11 protein-coding genes are annotated in these 18908 nt (G+C 63.1%); all 11 read left to right on the top strand.

Going from position 1 to position 18908, the window contains the following annotated elements:
• Window positions 1-107: 107 nt before the first annotated feature.
• The 11 genes from acnD to BJD12_RS18980 all read left to right on the top strand — a co-directional run bounded on the left by acnD (window position 108) and on the right by BJD12_RS18980 (window position 18857).
• Complete coding sequence (gene acnD / locus BJD12_RS18925) at window positions 108-2702, top strand: Fe/S-dependent 2-methylisocitrate dehydratase AcnD (protein WP_005995250.1); 2595 nt, start codon at window positions 108-110, stop codon at window positions 2700-2702.
• A 35-nt stretch (window positions 2703-2737) separates the two neighbouring features.
• Window positions 2738-3274 carry a 2'-5' RNA ligase family protein gene (locus BJD12_RS18930; RefSeq protein ID WP_228861085.1) on the top strand — a complete coding sequence of 179 codons (537 nt, stop codon included), beginning with the start codon at window positions 2738-2740 and terminating at the stop codon, window positions 3272-3274.
• Window positions 3275-3388: 114 nt separating this feature from the next.
• Window positions 3389-4576, top strand: a complete 1188-nt coding sequence (gene prpF, locus BJD12_RS18935) for a 2-methylaconitate cis-trans isomerase PrpF (RefSeq protein WP_005995254.1) — start codon at window positions 3389-3391, stop codon at window positions 4574-4576.
• A 346-nt stretch (window positions 4577-4922) separates the two neighbouring features.
• Entirely contained in the window at window positions 4923-7139 is a 2217-nt protein-coding gene (locus BJD12_RS18940) for a TonB-dependent receptor (protein WP_005995256.1), read from the top strand.
• A 77-nt stretch (window positions 7140-7216) separates the two neighbouring features.
• Complete coding sequence (locus BJD12_RS18945; protein WP_005995258.1) at window positions 7217-8215, top strand: nucleoside hydrolase; 999 nt, start codon at window positions 7217-7219, stop codon at window positions 8213-8215.
• An 862-nt stretch (window positions 8216-9077) separates the two neighbouring features.
• Window positions 9078-13979: an alpha-2-macroglobulin family protein gene (locus BJD12_RS18955; protein ID WP_172797203.1), complete on the top strand. Its 4902-nt coding sequence runs from the start codon at window positions 9078-9080 to the stop codon at window positions 13977-13979.
• Between the two features lie 315 nt (window positions 13980-14294).
• Window positions 14295-15191, top strand: coding sequence for a hypothetical protein (locus BJD12_RS18960; RefSeq protein WP_042827812.1), 897 nt, complete (start codon window positions 14295-14297; stop codon window positions 15189-15191).
• Between the two features lie 256 nt (window positions 15192-15447).
• The gene (locus tag BJD12_RS18965) at window positions 15448-16356 is read left to right on the top strand and encodes a WD40/YVTN/BNR-like repeat-containing protein (RefSeq protein WP_005990578.1); all 909 of its coding nucleotides are present in this window, start codon (window positions 15448-15450) and stop codon (window positions 16354-16356) included.
• A 161-nt stretch (window positions 16357-16517) separates the two neighbouring features.
• Entirely contained in the window at window positions 16518-17423 is a 906-nt protein-coding gene (locus BJD12_RS18970) for a hypothetical protein (RefSeq protein WP_005990580.1), read from the top strand.
• Window positions 17424-17891: 468 nt separating this feature from the next.
• The gene (locus tag BJD12_RS18975) at window positions 17892-18305 is read left to right on the top strand and encodes a DUF6795 domain-containing protein (RefSeq protein WP_201765701.1); all 414 of its coding nucleotides are present in this window, start codon (window positions 17892-17894) and stop codon (window positions 18303-18305) included.
• Between the two features lie 75 nt (window positions 18306-18380).
• On the top strand, window positions 18381-18857 hold the full coding sequence (locus BJD12_RS18980) for a DUF6795 domain-containing protein (protein WP_005990582.1): 477 nt from the start codon (window positions 18381-18383) through the stop codon (window positions 18855-18857).
• Window positions 18858-18908 lie beyond the last annotated feature (51 nt).

An 18908-nucleotide genomic window follows, 5' to 3' on the forward strand; every position in this document is an offset into this window, starting at 1 on the left:
GCATCTTCTCCCGCTTGCGGGAGAAGGGCACAGCGGTGGCAGCGGCGCCGCGGTAGAAGTACCGCAACCGCAAAAACAACTTCGTCCGTCTTGTGATATCGCCAGCCATGAATAGCCAGTACCGCAAGCCCTTGCCGGGCACCTCGTTGGAGTATTTCGATGCGCGCGCCGCCGTGGATGCGTTGCAGCCCGGTGCCTATGCAACGCTGCCGTACACCGCGCGCGTACATGCCGAAAACCTGGTGCGGCGCGCCGAGCCTCAACTGCTGCAGGCCTACCTGCGCCAGCTGATCGAGCGCAGGCGCGACCTAGATTTCCCGTGGTTTCCTGCGCGGGTGGTGTGTCACGACATCCTGGGGCAGACCGCACTGGTGGATCTGGCCGGCCTGCGTGATGCCATCGCCGAACAGGGCGGCGACCCGGCGCAGGTCAATCCGGTGGTGCCGGTGCAGCTGATCGTCGATCACTCGCTGGCCGTGGAATACGCCGGCTTCGACAAGCAGGCCTTTGCCAAGAACCGCAGCGTGGAAGACCGGCGCAATGCCGACCGCTTTCATTTCATCGAATGGACCAAGCGTGCATTCGAGAACATGGAGGTGATTCCGCCGGGCAACGGGATCATGCACCAGATCAATCTGGAGAAGATGTCGCCGGTGATCTACACACTGGACGGCGTGGCGTTTCCCGACACCTGCGTGGGCACCGATAGCCACACCCCTCACGTGGATGCGTTGGGTGTAATCGCCGTGGGCGTGGGTGGGCTGGAAGCGGAGAACGTGATGCTGGGTCGCGCGTCGTGGATGCGGCTGCCCGACATCATCGGCGTGGAGTTGTCAGGCCGGCCGGCGCCGGGCATCACTGCCACGGATATCGTGCTGGCGTTGACCGAATTCCTGCGCCAGCAGCGCGTGGTCGGCACGTATCTGGAGTTCTACGGCGACGGCGCGAGTGCGCTGACCATTGGCGACCGCGCCACCATCTCCAATATGACACCGGAATTCGGTGCGACGGCGGCGATGTTCTACATCGACCAGCAGACCATCGACTATCTGCGGCTGACCGGCCGCGAAGACGCGCAGGTTGCGCTGGTGGAAACCTATGCACGCCATACCGGTTTGTGGGTCGACGATCTGGTGACAGCGCAGTACGAGCGCGTGCTGCAGTTCGATTTGTCGAGCGTGGTGCGCAACATGGCCGGCCCATCCAATCCGCACAAGCGCGTGGCGACCACCGAGCTGTCAAACCGTGGCATCGCCGCTGCGTGGGAAGACGTGCCGGGACAAATGCCCGATGGCGCGGTGATCATCGCGGCAATCACCTCCTGCACTAACACCTCCAATCCACGCAATGTCATAGCAGCCGGCCTGCTGGCACGCAACGCTAACGCGCGCGGCTTGCTGCGCAAGCCCTGGGTGAAAAGTTCGCTGGCGCCCGGCTCCAAGGCGGTGCAGCTGTATCTGGAAGAGGCCGGCTTGCTGAGCGAGCTGGAACAGCTGGGCTTCGGCATCGTGGCGTTCGCCTGCACCACCTGCAATGGCATGAGCGGCGCGCTCGACCCGGTGATCCAGCAGGAAATCATCGACCGCGACCTGTATGCGACGGCGGTATTGTCGGGCAACCGCAATTTCGATGGACGTATCCATCCGTATGCCAAACAGGCGTTTCTGGCATCGCCGCCGCTGGTGATCGCCTATGCCATCGCAGGGACGGTGCGCTTCGATATCGAAAAAGATGCGCTTGGCTTCGATGCGGATGGCACGCCGATCACGCTCAAGGACTTGTGGCCAAGCGATGCGGAAATCGATGCGGTGGTGGCGCGCAGCGTCAAGCCGGAACATTTCCGCAGCGTCTACGACCCGATGTTCAAGCGCAGCGTCGGGCAGGGCGCGCGCGTCAGCCCGCTGTACGACTGGCGCCCGCAAAGTACCTATATTCGCCGCCCGCCGTATTGGGAGGGCGCACTGGCCGGTGCACGCACATTGCATGGCATGCGCGCGCTGGCGGTGCTGGGCGACAACATCACCACCGACCACCTGTCGCCCTCCAACGCCATCATGGCCAGCAGCGCAGCCGGCGAATATCTGGCGCAGATGGGCGTGCCAGAGGAAGACTTCAATTCCTACGCGACGCATCGTGGCGATCACCTCACCGCGCAGCGCGCCACGTTCGCCAACCCGAAGCTGGTCAATGAAATGGCGGTGATCGATGGGCAGGTCACCGCCGGCTCGCTGGCACGGCTGGAGCCGGACGGGCAGGTCGTGCGCATGTGGGAAGCGATCGAAACCTACATGACCCGCAAGCAGCCGTTGATCATCATTGCCGGCGCCGATTACGGGCAGGGCTCGTCGCGCGACTGGGCGGCAAAGGGCGTGCGGCTGGCGGGCGTGGAAGCGATCGTGGCCGAAGGCTTCGAACGGATTCACCGCACCAACCTGATCGGCATGGGCGTGTTGCCGCTGGAGTTCAAACCGGGTATCGATCGCAAGACCCTGGGCATCGACGGTAGCGAGACCTTCGATGTCATGGGTGAGCGCACGCCAGGTGCGACCCTGACGCTCTCGATCCATCGGCGCAACGGCGCACAGGTGCAGGTGCCGGTGACCTGTCGTCTGGATACGGCGGAAGAAGCGTCGATCTACGAGGCGGGCGGTGTGCTGCAGCGGTTTGCGCAGGACTTTCTGGAAGCGAGCAAGGTGGCGTAGGCATCGGTATGTGTTCCACACCACGACTGATCTTCATGTTGAAACCGCCGCCGGAGGTGCGTGATCTGATGTCCGGTGCGGTCGCTGCCCATGGTTTTGATACGGCGCTTGGGGAAAGGCTATTTGATGTGTGCAATTGGCATCAATCGCTGAGTGACAGATATGAGGGAATGGACGCGCGTGCGGCAATGCTGCGCGCTGGAGGCCGCGTCGATGCGGCCGCGGTGACGTTGCGCTTGAATCGCATCACCACCTCCGGCTCAGGTCCACTGCATTGCGCGTTTCGAGCATATGGTGTGCCGTTGGAATTCACCGCCCTGCTGCAAGCGGTTGCCACGGCATTACAGGCAGAACAGCTAGCGCCTGGAGGTAGACATACCCCGCATATCACGATCAGCTACAAGGCGCCCGCAAAGCTGGACGCGAGGATTCCGGTGATCGTCTGGCACAGCGAGACCTTGCTGCTTGTCGAAGCTGGCGGAGTGCCGTATCGCTACACCACCATCGCGCAATGGCCACTGCGTCCTGCTGCCGGCTTGGGTGAGCAGGGTCAAGGCTTATTGCCGTTTTGAACCGCGAAAGACAGACCGGATGCCAGCACGCTCTCGGCTGCGCTAGCCATACAAGACGATACTGGCTCGCATGAGTTGAGTGTCTCGCTACTTCGTTGCTTTCAAGGAACCTCCATGTCATTTGTTCCCCAACTCCGCATCCCTGCCACCTACATGCGCGGCGGCACTAGCAAGGGCGTGTTCTTCCGTCTGCAGGATTTGCCCGCAGCGGCGCAGCAGGCCGGTGCTGCACGCGATGCGCTGTTGCTGCGGGTGATCGGCAGTCCCGATCCGTATGCCAAGCAGATCGATGGCATGGGCGGGGCGACTTCAAGCACCAGCAAGAGCGTGATCGTCTCCGCCAGCACGCGGCCGGGGCATGATGTGGACTATCTGTTCGGGCAGGTGTCCATCGACAGCGCGTTTGTGGATTGGAGCGGCAACTGCGGCAATCTGTCGGCGGCGGTGGGGCCGTTCGCCATCGCCAATGGCCTGGTCGATGGCACGCGCGTGCCGCGCGATGGCATCGCGACAGTGCGGATCTGGCAGGCCAATATCGGCAAGACCATCGTGGCGCACGTGCCGATGACCGACGGCCAGGTGCAGGAAACCGGCGACTTCGAGCTGGATGGGGTGACTTTTTCCGCCGCCGAAGTGCAGCTGGAATTTATCGACCCGGCCGATGCAGCCGAAGGCGAGGGCGGTGCGATGTTTCCCACCGGCAAGCTGGTCGACCAGCTGGAGATTCCCGGCCTGGGCACGATCGCCGCCACGCTGATCAATGCCGGCATCCCGACCATCTTCGTCAACGCGCAGGACCTGGGCTACACCGGCACCGAGTTGCAGGATGCGATCAACGGCGATGCGCGTGCGCTGAGCATGTTCGAAACATTGCGTGCGCATGGCGCGGTGCGGATGGGGTTGATTGCCAGCGTCGAAGAGGCCATCACGCGTCAGCACACCCCCAAGGTCGCTTTCGTTGCGCCGCCGGCCGACTACACCGCGTCCAGCGGCAGGCCGGTGCATGCGGCCGAGATCGATCTGCTGGTGCGGGCAATGTCGATGGGCAAGTTGCATCACGCGATGATGGGCACCGCCGCCGTCGCCATCGGCACTGCAGCGGCGGTACCCGGCACCCTGGTCAATCTGGCCGCCGGTGGCGCCGCGCGGACGGCGGTGCGCTTCGGCCATCCGTCTGGCACCTTGCGCGTCGGTGCGGAGGCGACGCTGGTCGACGGCCAGTGGAAGGTGACCAAGGCGCTGATGAGCCGCAGTGCGCGGGTGCTGATGGAAGGCTGGGTGCGGGTGCCCGCGCCGGAGTGAATGAGCGGCGGCCGCGCGTTGCCGATCCGGGCGCTCGCTTGCCGCAGGGGCTCGTATCCCACGTTCGCCCAGGCTCCCTGCGGAGCGAATCCAGTGCCCGCGTGTAGGCCCCCTGGCGACCGCATTCCCGACCGACGTTGTCGGCGCCAGAAGCCTCATATCGGGAGACTGACTCAGCTCTGGCGCACAAATTCCACGGATGTGTTGCATTAATTCGAACACCATTTCGAATTATGGAAACTTTTTCGCACGCGCCCTGCCATATTTGTGTAAATCGTGTTAATTCTGTTGCACCGCGGCATGCAGGCCAGGCAGCCGCCCCGCCACCAGAATTCGGAGTCTTCCCATGTCAGCCAGCCGGTCGCTCAAGATCAGCGCGCTTGCCGTTGCCGTCGTTTCGCTTCTTCCGTTCTACGCTGCTGCGCAGCAGGTCTCTGGCGACGACGGTGTCGTGCGTCTGGATGCGGTCAAGGTCACGGTCGAACGTCGTTCGGAAGACTCCAAGGATGTGCCGGTGTCGGCAAGCGTGCTGCGTCCGGAGTTTCTGGATGCCATCTCCACCAGCGGCTCGGACATCCGCGTGCTGGCGGGCAAGGCGCCCAGCCTGAACATCGAATCGTCTAACGGCCGTGTGTTCCCGCGTGTGTACATCCGCGGCTACGGCAACACCGACTTCAACACCTACGCCTCGCAGCCGGTATCGCTGATCTATGACGACGTGGTGCAGGAAAACGCGTTCCTGAAGGGCTTCCCGATCTTCGATCTGGAAGGCCTGGAAGTGCTGCGCGGCCCGCAGGGCACCTTGTTCGGCCGCAACACGCCGGCCGGCGTGGTCAAGTTTAACTCGGTCAAGCCGACCATCGGCGCCAACGATGGCTACGCCAGCCTGTCGTACGGCACCTACGGCACCATGACCCTGGAAAGCGGCTTGAGCATCGCCATGGGCGAGCATTGGGCGGCGCGTCTGTCCACGCTGGGCCAGCGCCGCGACGACTGGGTGGAAAACCGCGACGGCCGCGATCTGGAAGGCTATACCGACTCGGCAGTGCGCCTGCAGTTGCTGTACCAGGCCAGCGACGATTTCAGCGCGCTGTTCAACGCGCATGCGCGTCACCTGGACGGCACCGCGCGGCTGTTCCGCGCCAACATCATCCAGCCCGGCACCAACCAGCTGGTGGACGGTTTCGACGAAGAGAAGTCCTTCATCGACGGCGCCAACAACCAGGAACTGCAGACCTACGGCGGCAGCGCCAACCTGACCTGGGACCTGGGCGACATCGCGCTGCACTCGATCACCGCCTACGAAGGCATTGGCAAGTACTACAGCCGTGGCGACATCGACGGCGGCTTCGGCGCAGTGTTCGCACCGCCGTCCGGCCCGGGCGTGATTCCGTTCCCGGTGGAAACCGCCGGCGGCATCAAGAGCCTGGACCAGTACAGCCAGGAACTGCGTGCCGAATCGCAGTACGAAGGCCCGCTCAACTGGCAGGCCGGCCTGTACTACTTCCACGACGATGTGGAAGGCGAAAACTACACCTACAACACCTTCAGCGGCGGCGATCTGGCCAGCTACCAGCTGACCCGCCAGCGCAACACCTCGTGGGCGGCGTTCGGCTCGTTGAACTATGCAGCGACCGACCGCCTGAACCTGCGCGCCGGCATCCGCTACACCTACGACAAGAAGACTTTCGACGTACTGGCGCTGGACCGCGTCACGCTGGTCGAGCCCTCCAGCGGCGAGACCGACAACTCCAAGGTCACCGGCGATCTGGCGGCCACCTTCTCCATCAACGACGACGTCAACGTGTATGCACGCGCCGCTCGCGGCTTCCGCGGCGCCAGCTTCGGCGTGCCCTCGGGCACCGCGCCGCTGACCGTGGCCGAACCGGAGACGGTGGATTCGTTCGAGATCGGTATCAAGTCGGATCTGTTCGACAACCGCGCGCGCCTGAGCTTCGACATCTACGATTTTCGTGTGAAGAACCAGCAGCTCACCGCGGTGGGCGGCGCGTCCAACGACGTGCGCCTGCTCAACGCCGACAAGACCAAGGCCCGCGGCGCCGAGTTCGACTTCGAAGCGCTGCTCACCCAGAACCTGCGCGTCACCGCCGGCGGCGCCTACAACTGGACCCGCATCGACGACCCGGCCCTGTCGGTGGGCGTGTGCCGCACCTGCACCGTGACCGACCCGCTCAATGCGGCCGGTCGCGCGCTGATCGATGGTAACGACCTGCCGCAGGCGTCCAAGTGGATGGCCAACGCCACGCTGCGTTACGGCATCCCGATGGACAACGATGGCGAGCTGTTCTTCTACACCGATTGGTCCTACCGCAGCGAGGTGAATTTCTTCCTGTACGACTCCAAGGAATTCACCGGCCAGCCGCTGGTCGAAGGCGGCGCCAAGATCGGCTACAACTGGGGCGCGGGTGCATACGAGGTGTCGGTGTTCTGCCGCAACTGCACCAACCAGATCCGCGTGACCGGTGCGATCGACTTCAACAACCTCACCGGCTTCATCAACGACCCGCGCATCGTCGGCGCGCAGTTCCGCGCCAATTTCTGATCGGCGCCGTGGTGTAGCACTATCGAACCGCCGGCTATCATGCCGGCGGTTTTTTTTATGGCAGCAGGAGTGGCGACATGCAGTGGAGTTGGCAACGCGCGTGGATGATGCCGGTGATGTGGTGCGTCTGCGCCGCAGCGTGGGCGCAGACGCCCGCGGCAGCCGTGCAGGGCGCCGCTGCGCCTGTGCCGGCCGACAAGGTAGTGGTGTCGACCGACATCGGCGACGACATCGACGATGCGTTTGCGCTGGCACTGCTGTTGCGTCGCCCACAGGTGCAGGTGCTGGGCATCGCTTCGGCCTGGGGTGATACCACGCTGCGTGCGCAGCTGTTGCAGCGGCTGTTGCAGCAGGCCGGGCGCAGCGACATTCCGTTAGCCGTGGGCAAGCCCACCACCAGCACGATCGCCTTCAGCCAGGCGCGCTGGGCCGCGAAGGGGCAGCTGTCGAGCGGCTTGCCCGATGCGGCGGCGATGATCCTGCAGCAGGCGCGTCGCCACCCGGGTCAGGTGACCCTGCTGGTGTTGGGCCCGATGACCGATGCCGCGCTGGCGCAGCAACGCGACCCTGCCGGCTTTGCCAAGCTCAAGCGGATTGTGGCGATGGGCGGCTCGGTGCGGGTGGGCTACGGCAAGTCCGCCTATCGCCCGGCCAGCGCGCCGGCCGCCGAGTACAACATCGTGTCCGATGTGGCTGCTGCGCAGCGCGTGTTCGCGGCCGGCGTGCCGATCGTCCTGCTGCCGCTGGATGCCACCCAGATCACCCTGGAAGAGCCCGAGCGCATCGCGCTGTTTGCGCACGGCGACGGCCTGACCGACGCGCTCACCCAGCTCTACTACCAGTGGCGCAACACCGACCAGCCCTGGGCCAGCGCAACGCCGACGGTGTTCGATGCCGTGCCAGTGGCCTGGCTGCTGCGCCCCGCACTCTGCCCGACCACGCCGCTGCATCTGGATGTCGATGCGCAGGGCTATACGCGCGAAGGCCCGGGTGTGCCGAACGTGCAGGCCTGTCTGCGTGCAGATAAGCCGGCGTTGATCGACATGTACATGCGGGCAGTGTTGCAGTTGCGCTAGGAGCGGAGAACAAAACGACTTCATGTCCGTCTACCGCAAGGGCCGCTGAGTTGTAACTTGGCTGCATGGTCCTTGCCCGCCCACTATCGCAGGATACGCCGCAAGCACGTCCTTGTAGGCTCTTACGCGGCATCCATGCCGCGTAAGGTCCCGCGACGGTGGGCGGGCAAGGACCAGTCGAGAGGGTCGGGTATGTCTGTTTTCGACAAAGCAGCCAACAATCTTTCTGGCAAGGACACCGCGCGTTCGGCTGACTCGGCTTTTTGACGTAGCCAAACGACGCCTAGACCCGACGTCGTTGTGGGTTGGTTGAATGAAATGGACATGTCAGTTGCTGGGCGATAGTGCTGCAACTTGGCTGCATGATCCTTGCCCGCCCACTATCGCAGGACACGCCGCAAGCACGTCCTTGTAGGCTCTTACGCGGCATCCATGCCGCGTCAGGTCCCGCGACGGTGGGCGGGACAGGACCAGTCGAGAGGTCGGTGTGCATGGTTTTCAATAGAGCAACCAACAAACTTTCTGGTGCGGTGTCCTCGCCGATTGCGGGACCGTGTGGCGGCATGGATGCCGCCACCGAGCCTCCAGGGACGGATTCACGGCGTGTCCCGCGAGCGGTGAGGGCGCCGCGCACTCGGCCCACCAGGCTTCTGATGCATCTAGAAAGCCGGCTAGCAACACCACTGCGCTCACCGCCGGTCGGGCACGCAGGCGCCACCGCAACGCGGGTCCAGTAGCGCGTCATCTCCGCCCATCGGCAAGTCGCTGCGTCGCACCATGCCGTCATCAGTGACGTGAACGGCCTCGCTATACTTGTCGCCTCAGTCATGGGGTAGCACGAATGGACAGCCAGGTATCAGGGATGAAGTGGTCGGGCACACGGCGCATGTTGCTGTGGGTGGTGTTGCTCACCGTGGCGATCGGCGGGGTGGCGTGCAAACGCAACGAAAGCGGGCAGCTGCCTGCCGCCAGCGGCGAGGCGATCAAGGCCGACAAGCAGGCCATCACCGGGTTTGCATTGGCGCGCGCCTATCCCGACCAGAGTGGCGATGGCCTGTCGTTGGCGCTGGAATTTTCGCGTCCGCTGGTCGGCACCCAGGATTTCGATGCGCTGGTGCGCTTCGAAGAAAAGGTCGGCACCGGCGACAGCAGCTGGTCGCTGTCCGACGACGGCAAGACGCTGCGCTACCCGTACGTGGAAGCGGCCAAGGACTACACCGTCCTGATCGACGCCAATCTGCTGGCGGCCGATGGCAGCCGCCTGGGCAAGCCGCTCAAGCAGAAGGTCTATACCGGCGCGCTCAAGCCAGTGGTCGGGTTCGCTTCGCAGGGCAGCGTGTTGCCGGCGCGCGAAAGCCGCGGTTTGCCGGTGGTGTCGGTCAACGTGCCGGAAGTGGACGTGGAGTTCCTGCGCGTGCGCGAGAAGTCGCTGCCGGCGTTCTTCCAGCAGTTCCAGCGCGGCGGCCGTCGTGGCAGCTGGGAGCTCGAGAGCGAATACGACGACAAACAGCCACTGTCCACGTTGGCCGAGCCGGTGTACGTCAATCGTTTCATCCTGGGCGGCAAGCAAAACGAGCGCGTGCTGACCTACCTGCCGACGCAGGACATCAAGGAGCTGCAGGAGCCTGGCCTGTACTTTGCGGTGATGAAGCGCGCCGGCAGCTTCGAGAACGAACAGGAGACGTCGTTCTTCACCGTCAGCGACATCGGCCTGCATACGCGCGCCTACAAGGACAAGCTGTTCGTGCACACCGCCTCGTTGCAGAGCGGGGAGCCGATCAAGAACGTGGACGTGCGCATCCTCGATGCCAAGGGCGAGCTGTTCCTCAAGGGCGCCACCGACGGTAACGGCAATGCATTGCTCAACTACACGCTCGACGCCGGCCATGTGCTGGTGGCGCGCAGCAAGACCGACATCTCGGTGTTGCCGTTCAACCAACCGGCGCTGGATCTGAGCGAATTTGCGGTGGCCGGGCGCCAGAGCGCCTGGTTCGACGTGTTCGCCTGGGCCGGCCGCGATCTGTATCGCCCCGGCGAGACCATGCGCGTGTCGGCAATCTTGCGCGACAACGACGGCAAGCCCACCAAGCCGCAACCGGTGTTCCTGCGGCTCAAGCAGCCCGACGGCAAGACCTTCCGCGAAACCAAGCTGCAACCGGGCGAACAAGGCTACTTCGAATTCACCCAGCAGATTCCTGCAGATGCGCCGACTGGCCGCTGGCAGGTGGAATTCCGTACCGACCCGGCCAGCAAGGATGCCGTGCAGGGCATGACCGTGCGCGTGGAAGAATTCCTGCCCGAGCGCATGAAGCTGGATCTGGATGCCGCACAAAAGACCTTGAGTGCCGGTCAGCCGTTCACGCTGCTCGCCAATGCCGCCTATCTGTACGGCGCACCGGCCGATGGCAACCGCTTCACTGCCAAGCTTGCGGTCAGCGTCGAGCAGCATCCGCTGGAGTCGTTGCCGGGCTGGTTCTTCGGCGACCCCACCTTGGAGCTGCCGCGCGAAGCCAAGGACGTGATCGACACCGAGTTCGGCAGCGATGGCGTATTGCGCGAAGACATTGCGCTGCCTGCCGAAGCCAAGCCGGTGAGCACGATTGCGGCGGTGGTCTCGGGCAGCGTGTACGAGACCGGCGGGCGCACCGTGACCCGTACCGTCAAGCGCGTGCTGTGGCCGGCCAAGGCGCTGGTCGGCGTGCGCCCGTTGTTCGACGACAAGGACGGTGCCGATGCCAATGGCACCGCGCGTTTCGAGCTCACCCGCGTGGATGCCGATGGCAAGCCGCAGCCGGCCAAGGGCCTGAAGGCCACGCTGGTGCGCGAGCTGCGCGACTACCACTGGAACTACACCGACGACCATTGGGACTACGACTTCACCCGTCGCTTCGAGAACAAGGACACCCGCACGCTGGATGTGGGCAGCGCCAATGCCAAGCTCGATTTTCCAGTGGAGTGGGGCGAGTACCGCCTGGACGTGTTCGACCCGGCCACCGGCCTGACCACGCGTTACCCGTTCCGCGCCGGCTGGAGCTGGAACGACGAAAACCGCGGCCTGGATGCGCGCCCTGACAAGGTCAAGCTGGCGCTGGACAAGACCGGCTACCGCGCTGGCGACACGCTCAAAGTCACGCTGACCCCGCCGCATGCCGGCAAGGGCGTGCTGTTGGTGGAAAGCGACAAGCTGCTCTACGTGCAGGACATCGACGTCAAGCCGGGTAGTACGTTCGAAATCCCGGTCACCGAGGCCTGGGAGCGCCACGACGTCTACGTCACCGCGCTGGTGTTCCGTGGCGGTACTGCACCGAGCAAGATCACCCCCGCGCGTGCGGTGGGCGTGGCGCATGTACCGATGGACCGCAAGACCCGACGCGTGGCCGTGGGCCTGTCCGCGCCCAGGCAGATGCGCCCCGAGCAATCGCTGCCGGTGACGGTGAGCGTGCCGGAACTGGCGGGCAAGGCGGCGCACGTCACCATTTCGGCGGTGGACGTGGGCATCCTCAAAATCACCCGCTTCCCGGTGCCCGATGCCAACGCACAGTTCTTCGCGCAGCGGCGCCTGGGTACCGATGCCTATGACATCTATGGCCGCGTGATCGAAAGCTTCGAAGGCGCCAGCGGCAAGCTCAAGTTCGGCGGCGACATGGCGCTGGAAGCGCTGCCGCAGGCCAAGCGCCCGACCGCGCGCGTGCAGACCGTGGACCTGTTCTCCGGCTCGGTGACGCTTGATGCCAAGGGCAATGCACGTGTGCAACTGCCGGTGCCGGATTTCAACGGCACCTTGCGGGTGTCGGCGCTGGTGTATTCGGATACGCGCTACGGCAACCGCGATATGGAAACCATCGTGCGTGCGCCGATCCTGGCCGAGGCCAGCATGCCGCGCGTGATGGCGCCGGGCGACCGCAGTACGGTGACGCTGGACGTGCAGAACTTCACCGGCAAGCCGGGCGAGTTCAACGTGCGTGTGGACGGCATCGGCCCGCTGTCGATTGCCGAAGCGGCGCGCAGCATCAAGCTGGGCGTGGATGCCAAGCAGACGCTGAGCTTCCCGCTGACGGCCACCGAAGGCTATAGCGTGGCCAAGGTGCGCGTGCGCGTGGACGGCAATGGCTTCAAGGCCGACCGCAACTACGAGCTGCCGGTGCGTGCCGGGTGGCCGCAGGTGTTGCGTACGCAGACCCGCGTGCTCGACCCGCTGGCACCGGTGACCCTGGACAGCAGCCATGCCGATGGCCTGATGGCCGGTTCGGTGACCGCGCGCATGCTGGTCAGCCCGCTGCCGCCGATCCCGTTCGCCAGCGCCATGCAGGGCGCGCTGGACTACCCGTACGGTTGCGCCGAGCAGACCACCAGCAAGGGGTATGCAGCGCTGTTGCTCGACGAGGCGACCGCCAAGGCGCTGGGCACCAAGGGGCTGGATGCGGCCACGCGCCGCGAGCGCATGGAAGGCGCGTTCGGCCGACTGGCGTCGATGCAGATCGCCAGCGGGCATTTTTCGATGTGGGGCGACGATGGCTACGTCAATCCGGGCCTGACCCCGTACATTGCCGAGTTCCTGCTCGACGCCAAGGACGCCGGCTTTGCGGTACCCGATAACGTGCTGCAGAAGGCACTCAATCGCCTGAGCGAAGATCTGCTGTCCGGTGGCAATGAGTTCTATGGGCAGGACCGCCGCGAGAACCTGAAGTTCGCTAACCAGGCGTGGTCGGGTTACGTGCTGGCACGCGTCAACCGCGCCCCGCTGGGCACGCTGCGCGCGCTGTACGACAACCAGCGCGCCAAGGCCTTGACCGGCTTATCGTTGGTGCACCTGGGCGCAGCATTGTCGTTGCAGGGCGACAGCAAGCGTGGCGAGGCCGCGATCAAGGCCGGGTTTGCCAAGGACAGCGCCGAGCGTCCGCGCTATCTGAGCGATTACGGCAGTGTGGTGCGTGACGATGCCTTGATGATGGCGTTGCTGCACGAACGCGGGCTGTCCAAGCCCGAGTACGACACCCGCGTGGTTGCCCTGGGGCAGGCACTGGATGCACGCCGCGCTGGCGGAGTGTTGTGGCTGAGCACGCAGGAGCAGATCGCGCTGGCGCGGCTGGGCAAGGCGTTGATGGTGGGGCAGGGCAAGCAGGTCTCGGGCAGTTTGACCGTCGGCGATGCGGTACAGCAGATCGCACCGGCCCGCGTGTTCGGACGCAGCTTCGACAGTGCGGCGCTGGCCCGCGGTGTGCAGTTCGCGCCGCAAGGCGAAGCGCCGATGTATGCCAGCATTGAAGTGGCCGGCATCCCGCGCACTGCACCTGAGCCAGACACGCGCAATCTCAGCGTGGAGCGCAGCTGGTACACCACCGACGGCAAGCCATGGACGCCGCGCGCGTTGAAGGAAGGCGAGGCGCTGATCGTGCGCGTCACCATCACCGCCAACGAATCGATGCCCGATGCATTGCTGACCGATCTGTTGCCTGCCGGCCTGGAAATCGAGAATTTCAATCTCGGCGATGCCAAGCAGTGGGCCGACGTGGTGGTGGACGGCATCGGCATCAGCGAGCGCTCCAGCGCCGCCGATGTCAAGCACGAAGAGTTCCGCGACGACCGTTATGTGGCTGCGCTGGCGCTGTCGTCGGGCAGCAAGGCGCAGGTGTATTACCTGGTGCGCGCGGTGACGCCGGGCACCTACACGGTGCCGCCGTCGCTGGTGGAAGACATGTACCGGCCGGAGCTGCGTGGGGTGGGGCACACCACTCCATCCACCATCACGGTGGTGCAGCCCTGACGCGCCTGATGGCACACGTCCTCGAGAGCGCGGACGTGTGCCATCCAAGGAGACGGGAGATAGCGCATCTGTCTGCGCGATCGCGCTTTGGTACGAGATGCCTGCGGGATGATGGAGCGTTGTCCCGTAGCGGATCCGGTGCGGGGCGTGGGTCCTCCCTGTCCTTGCGCCGGTTGGCGAAGCGGGCGGCAAGTCCATCGTTCTGCAGAAGAATCGGAGCCAGTAGCGGCGATTCGGACGACCCGGATCGCAGTGCATCCGGCGCGTGGGGCGTAGGCATATGGAATGCCAAACGATCTAGAGGAAGACCACATCATGCTGTTCAAGGACATCGGCTATCGCTACCGCAACGGAGCCGTGCGCTATGGCGACCTCGCTTACGTGCTGTGTATCGATCCCGACCTGGAGGCAGACGGCCTGCCGCACACCGCCTTTTACGCATGGGATGGCGGCGGATGGGGGATGTATGAGATAGGTCGCTGGAACGCCCACTCGATCTGTGTCACCCAACGCCCCAAAGACCAGGCGATCGCGCTAGGCGAGCATGGCACCGTGCGCGTGATGGGCAACGACGACGACTATGACGAGCAAATCGCCTGCCCTGGCGTATCGCTCAGCGTCATGCGAGAGATCCGTAATGTCGGCGGTTTTGCCTACGTCTGCGGAATGGATCGCCAGGTCTTCAAGCGGGAAAGTCCAGGCAACTGGATTGCGTTGCACGGCGACATGCCGACCCAGCCGGCCAAGGATATGGTGTTCGGGTTTGAGTCCATTCACGGCTACAGCGAGGTGGATGTCTATACCGTGGGCTGGCATGGCGAAATCTGGCATTTCGATGGTGCTGCCTGGACGCGCTTCGCCAGTCCCACCGCCATCAACCTTACCCGGGTCTGCTGCGCGGAAGATGGCTGGGTGTATGCCTGCGGAATGCAGGGAATGCTACTGCGCGGTAAGCACGATCGATGGGAGATCATTTGCCAGGCAGCCACTGACGCAGATCTGTGGGATCTGGAGTGGTTCGGCGGCCGCTTGTATGTGGCCACCCGATACGCTTTGTATTGGTTGCACGATGACCGGCTTGAACTGGTCGATGTTGGCGATGCGGCTCCCATCACGTGTTACAGCATCAGTAGTGCCGATGGTTTGCTCTGGTCCATCGGCGAGAACGACATAGTGGCCTTTGATGGCAGTACATGGAGGCACGTGGAGTGATGACATCGCGATCCCGCACGTCGCGCCCAGGCGTGCAGCGTCGAATCGTTGCATCGACTGCACTACGGCAGCGCATCGGACTGCCATGGCGCGCGCAGTTCGGGTAAACAACGGCGACGCCTGGCCTCAAGCACGGCCACTGCCAGGGGCTCCTGTCGCAGGGCCATGGCTACCATGCATCTCAGCCGGGATACTTTCGCCCATCGCTTTGGCAATAGCGGTGCCCGGATAACCAATTCGCAAAAGGAATCACTCCATGGCCGGTGAACTCACGTTTCTTGGTGGCTATCTGCAAAGTCGCCATATTGGACGGGCGATAGCGCAGATCGGCATGTTGACCGATCAGGGTGTGACCAGCTCGATACTGCTCAAGTGGGACGCAAGCCAGAACAGGTGGTTCCACTTTGGCCTGGATTGGTGTGCGTCATGGTTGTGCTACATCGATCAACCCGAGCCTGCCGTCATTGCCGTTGGTGCAGACGGTAGCGTTTCGGTCGGCACGGCAGCCGGCACCACCGAAGAGCGCGTGGACGTCTCACTGGACGGTCCTGCGCGCCGGGGGCCGCTACGCGGCCTACATGTGATCGCAGGCGCTGTTTACGTAACGGGCATGGGGCGCCAGGTGTACCGCAGGGACGGTGTGCAGACGTGGACGCGCCAGGACGAAGGCGTGGTACTGGCGCGTGGTGAGGCGCAATTGTGTGGTTTCAACGCACTCGATGGCCTTGGCGAGGACGCCATCTACGCTGTTGGCTTCAATGGAGAAATATGGAAATGCAACAATGGACAGTGGCTGCAGCAAGATAGCCCCACCACCCTGGTATTGCACAAGGTCAAAGTCGTACGTGAGGACCTCGTTTTTGCTTGCGGACAACAGGGGATTCTGTTGCGAAACAATGGAGGTGGTTGGAAGACCATCGCGCAGGACGTGACAACAGATGATTTGTGGGGCATGGAGTGGTTTCAACAAGAGCTTTATGTGGCGTGCGATCGCGGGCTGTTCAAGCTTGACAACACGGATCGATTGATCGAAGTGGACATGCGGTTGTCGCCGAAGCCCAGCTGTCGGCGCCTTCATGCCAACGATGGAGTGCTGTGGTCGTGTGGCCCCAAGCATGTGACCTGGACCGAAGACGGCCAGACGTGGATGGATGTAACCCCGTGATGTGTCTGTGGCACCGAGTAAGGCATGCCGCTGTTGCCATGGTCTCCGATCGTGACCCGGATGCGCTGCTCTCCTCATTATCTTGCCTTTCCATGCTGATGACGCCCGCGCGATGGGTACGCTCGGCCGCGGACCATGGCATCTGCAAAGGACGCACGTAAGTGACTGACTTCGATTTCAAACAGATTGGCTACCGTTTCCGAGGTGGTGCGGTCCGCTACAACGATCTGGGCTACGTCCTATGCATCGATCCGGGCTTGGCCAGCGAAAAGTTACCCCACACTGCGTTCTATGCGCTCGATGAGGGGGATTGGTGCATGTTCGACATCGGTCGCTGGAATGCGCACTCGATTTGCGTTGCACAATTGCCAAAGGAACAGGCGCTAGCGTTGGGCGAACACGGGACTGTCCGGGTGATGGGTAATGCCGATGACTACGACGAAGAGATCGTCTGCCCTGGCGTCACGCTGAGCACCATGCGTGAGATACGGAATATTGGGGGCTTCGCTTATGTCTGTGGCATGGATCGCCAGGTTTTCAAGCGAACTAGCCCGGGTTGCTGGTTGGCACTGCATGGCGACATGCCGAGTCAGGCTGCCCAGGATTTGGTTTTCGGCTTCGAGTCCATCCACGGGTTCAGCGAAGCCGATCTCACTGCTGTCGGTTGGCATGGCGAGATCTGGCACTTCGATGGAGCCGCCTGGACGAGCTGCCGCAGCCCCACCACAGCCCATCTGACAAAGGTCTGCTGTGCCGGCGATGGCTGGGTGTATGCATGCGGCATGGGTGGAACATTGGTGAGAGGAAAAGCCCATCATTGGGAGACCCTCGATCATGGGGTGACGGAGCTGGATTTTTTTGATCTTGAATGGTTCAACGGAATCCTCTACGTCTCCACCCTCCACGCTGTTTACAAGTTGCGCGATCGGCAGCTTGAGCTGGTGGATTTCGGCGACGTTTTTCCAGCTAGCTGCCACACGCTGAGTAGTGCGGATGGAGTGCTTTGGTCCGTTGGTGAAACCGACATCGTGGCATTTGATGGCGAAACGTGGGTTCGCGTTGTTTGAGGTTTTCCCATGACCTCTCGGCGGGGGGCAAAAGATCCATTGCGGATGCGTGGTGATCACCGCTGGCAGGCGCTGCCCTTTGGATCGCTATCGTAAGTTATTGCAATGCGGGCGCGAGGAGCAAAGCGAACATTAGGGACGCAGTGTCAGGCAAGCTGCCTGCTTCAACGTAGTCCCTGGAATCTTGCCTGTATCGCGGCGTTCTTCCCTCGACACGTTACGCTCAATGACTGAGTGACGAAAATTGGGGTGGAGGCCTCAACCGGCTATCATCACCCGGGTACAGCCAATGGTGTTGCAGGGCCATTCGGTGCCAAGGAGGGTTTTGGCCGATGACGGCAAGGTCTTGGTAACTATCGACTGACGACCGCCGCCATCTTCCTGAGTGCCACTGCCGATATGCGCTGCTACAGACGTACGATCTGCTTGTTGCTGACTGCGCTTGGACTCTGTTTGCAAGGACCCGCCATGGCTTTTTTCAAGACGCTTTATTTCTTCTCCGAGGTCGAGGGTGTCGTGTTGCTAAACGGTCGGCCGCTCGCAGGTGCAGAGGTGGAGCGCGAATACACGTGGCGTTGGGGAAATCAGCGCCGGAGCTCGACAACACGCACGGATCAAGACGGGAGGTTTCATTTTCCGACAGTCACCGGCAGATCATTGACCGCCCAGTTATTGCCGCACGAACCAGTGATCGTGCAATACCTGAAGATTCGGCACGCTGGCCGATCCCATCAAGGATGGTTTCATTCGAAGCGTAATTATGATGACAAGGGTGAGTTTGGTCACTCGCCAATGCGCCTGCAGTGCGATCTTGCAGACGAGCCTGCGCCGCGCGTTGACATCGGGAGTTTGGGTATCTGTGTTCGACAGTCAGAGCGTTGATTCGACAGCCGCGGAAGATCCTGCAGATGCGGATCCGGTCGCCCTTCCCATGGATTGGCCTCAATTGGCAGCGACATGATCGTCAATCGCCAATTGCCGATCTTCGTCGGGCTGCTGCTTGCCTGCTTATTCCCTCAAGGTAACGCCATGCCTCTTTCAAACGTCCTCTACCTGTTTTCGGAAGTTCAGGGCAGCGTGCTGCTCGATGGTGAGCCGGTCGAGGGTGTGGACATCGAGCAGGAATATCACTGGCACTGGAGCAACGAGCGCCAGACACATTCTGTCAAGACCGATGCGCAAGGCCGCTTTCAATTTCGCGCCGTCACTACGACGTCGTGGTTGGCACGATTCATGCCGCATGAACCGGTCATCGGCCAGCGCATCACGCTGCGATATCAGGGCAACGAGCACAAGGGATGGGTGTTCACCAAACACAATTACAGCAACCATGGTGAGGTGCATGGGCGGCCCCTGAACTTCGTCTGTGAATTGACTGCCAAGCCAGTCGCCAACCCCGAGACGGAAACGTTTGGTATCTGCGTGCTTCGGTAACGTATCCCTGCTTCTGGAGGGGGCTAGCCACTTCTCGCAACCGGCAAATCG

Origin of the sequence: Xanthomonas vesicatoria ATCC 35937 (assembly GCF_001908725.1) — a bacterium.
In the GTDB taxonomy this organism is placed as follows: Bacteria; Pseudomonadota; Gammaproteobacteria; order Xanthomonadales; family Xanthomonadaceae; genus Xanthomonas; species Xanthomonas vesicatoria.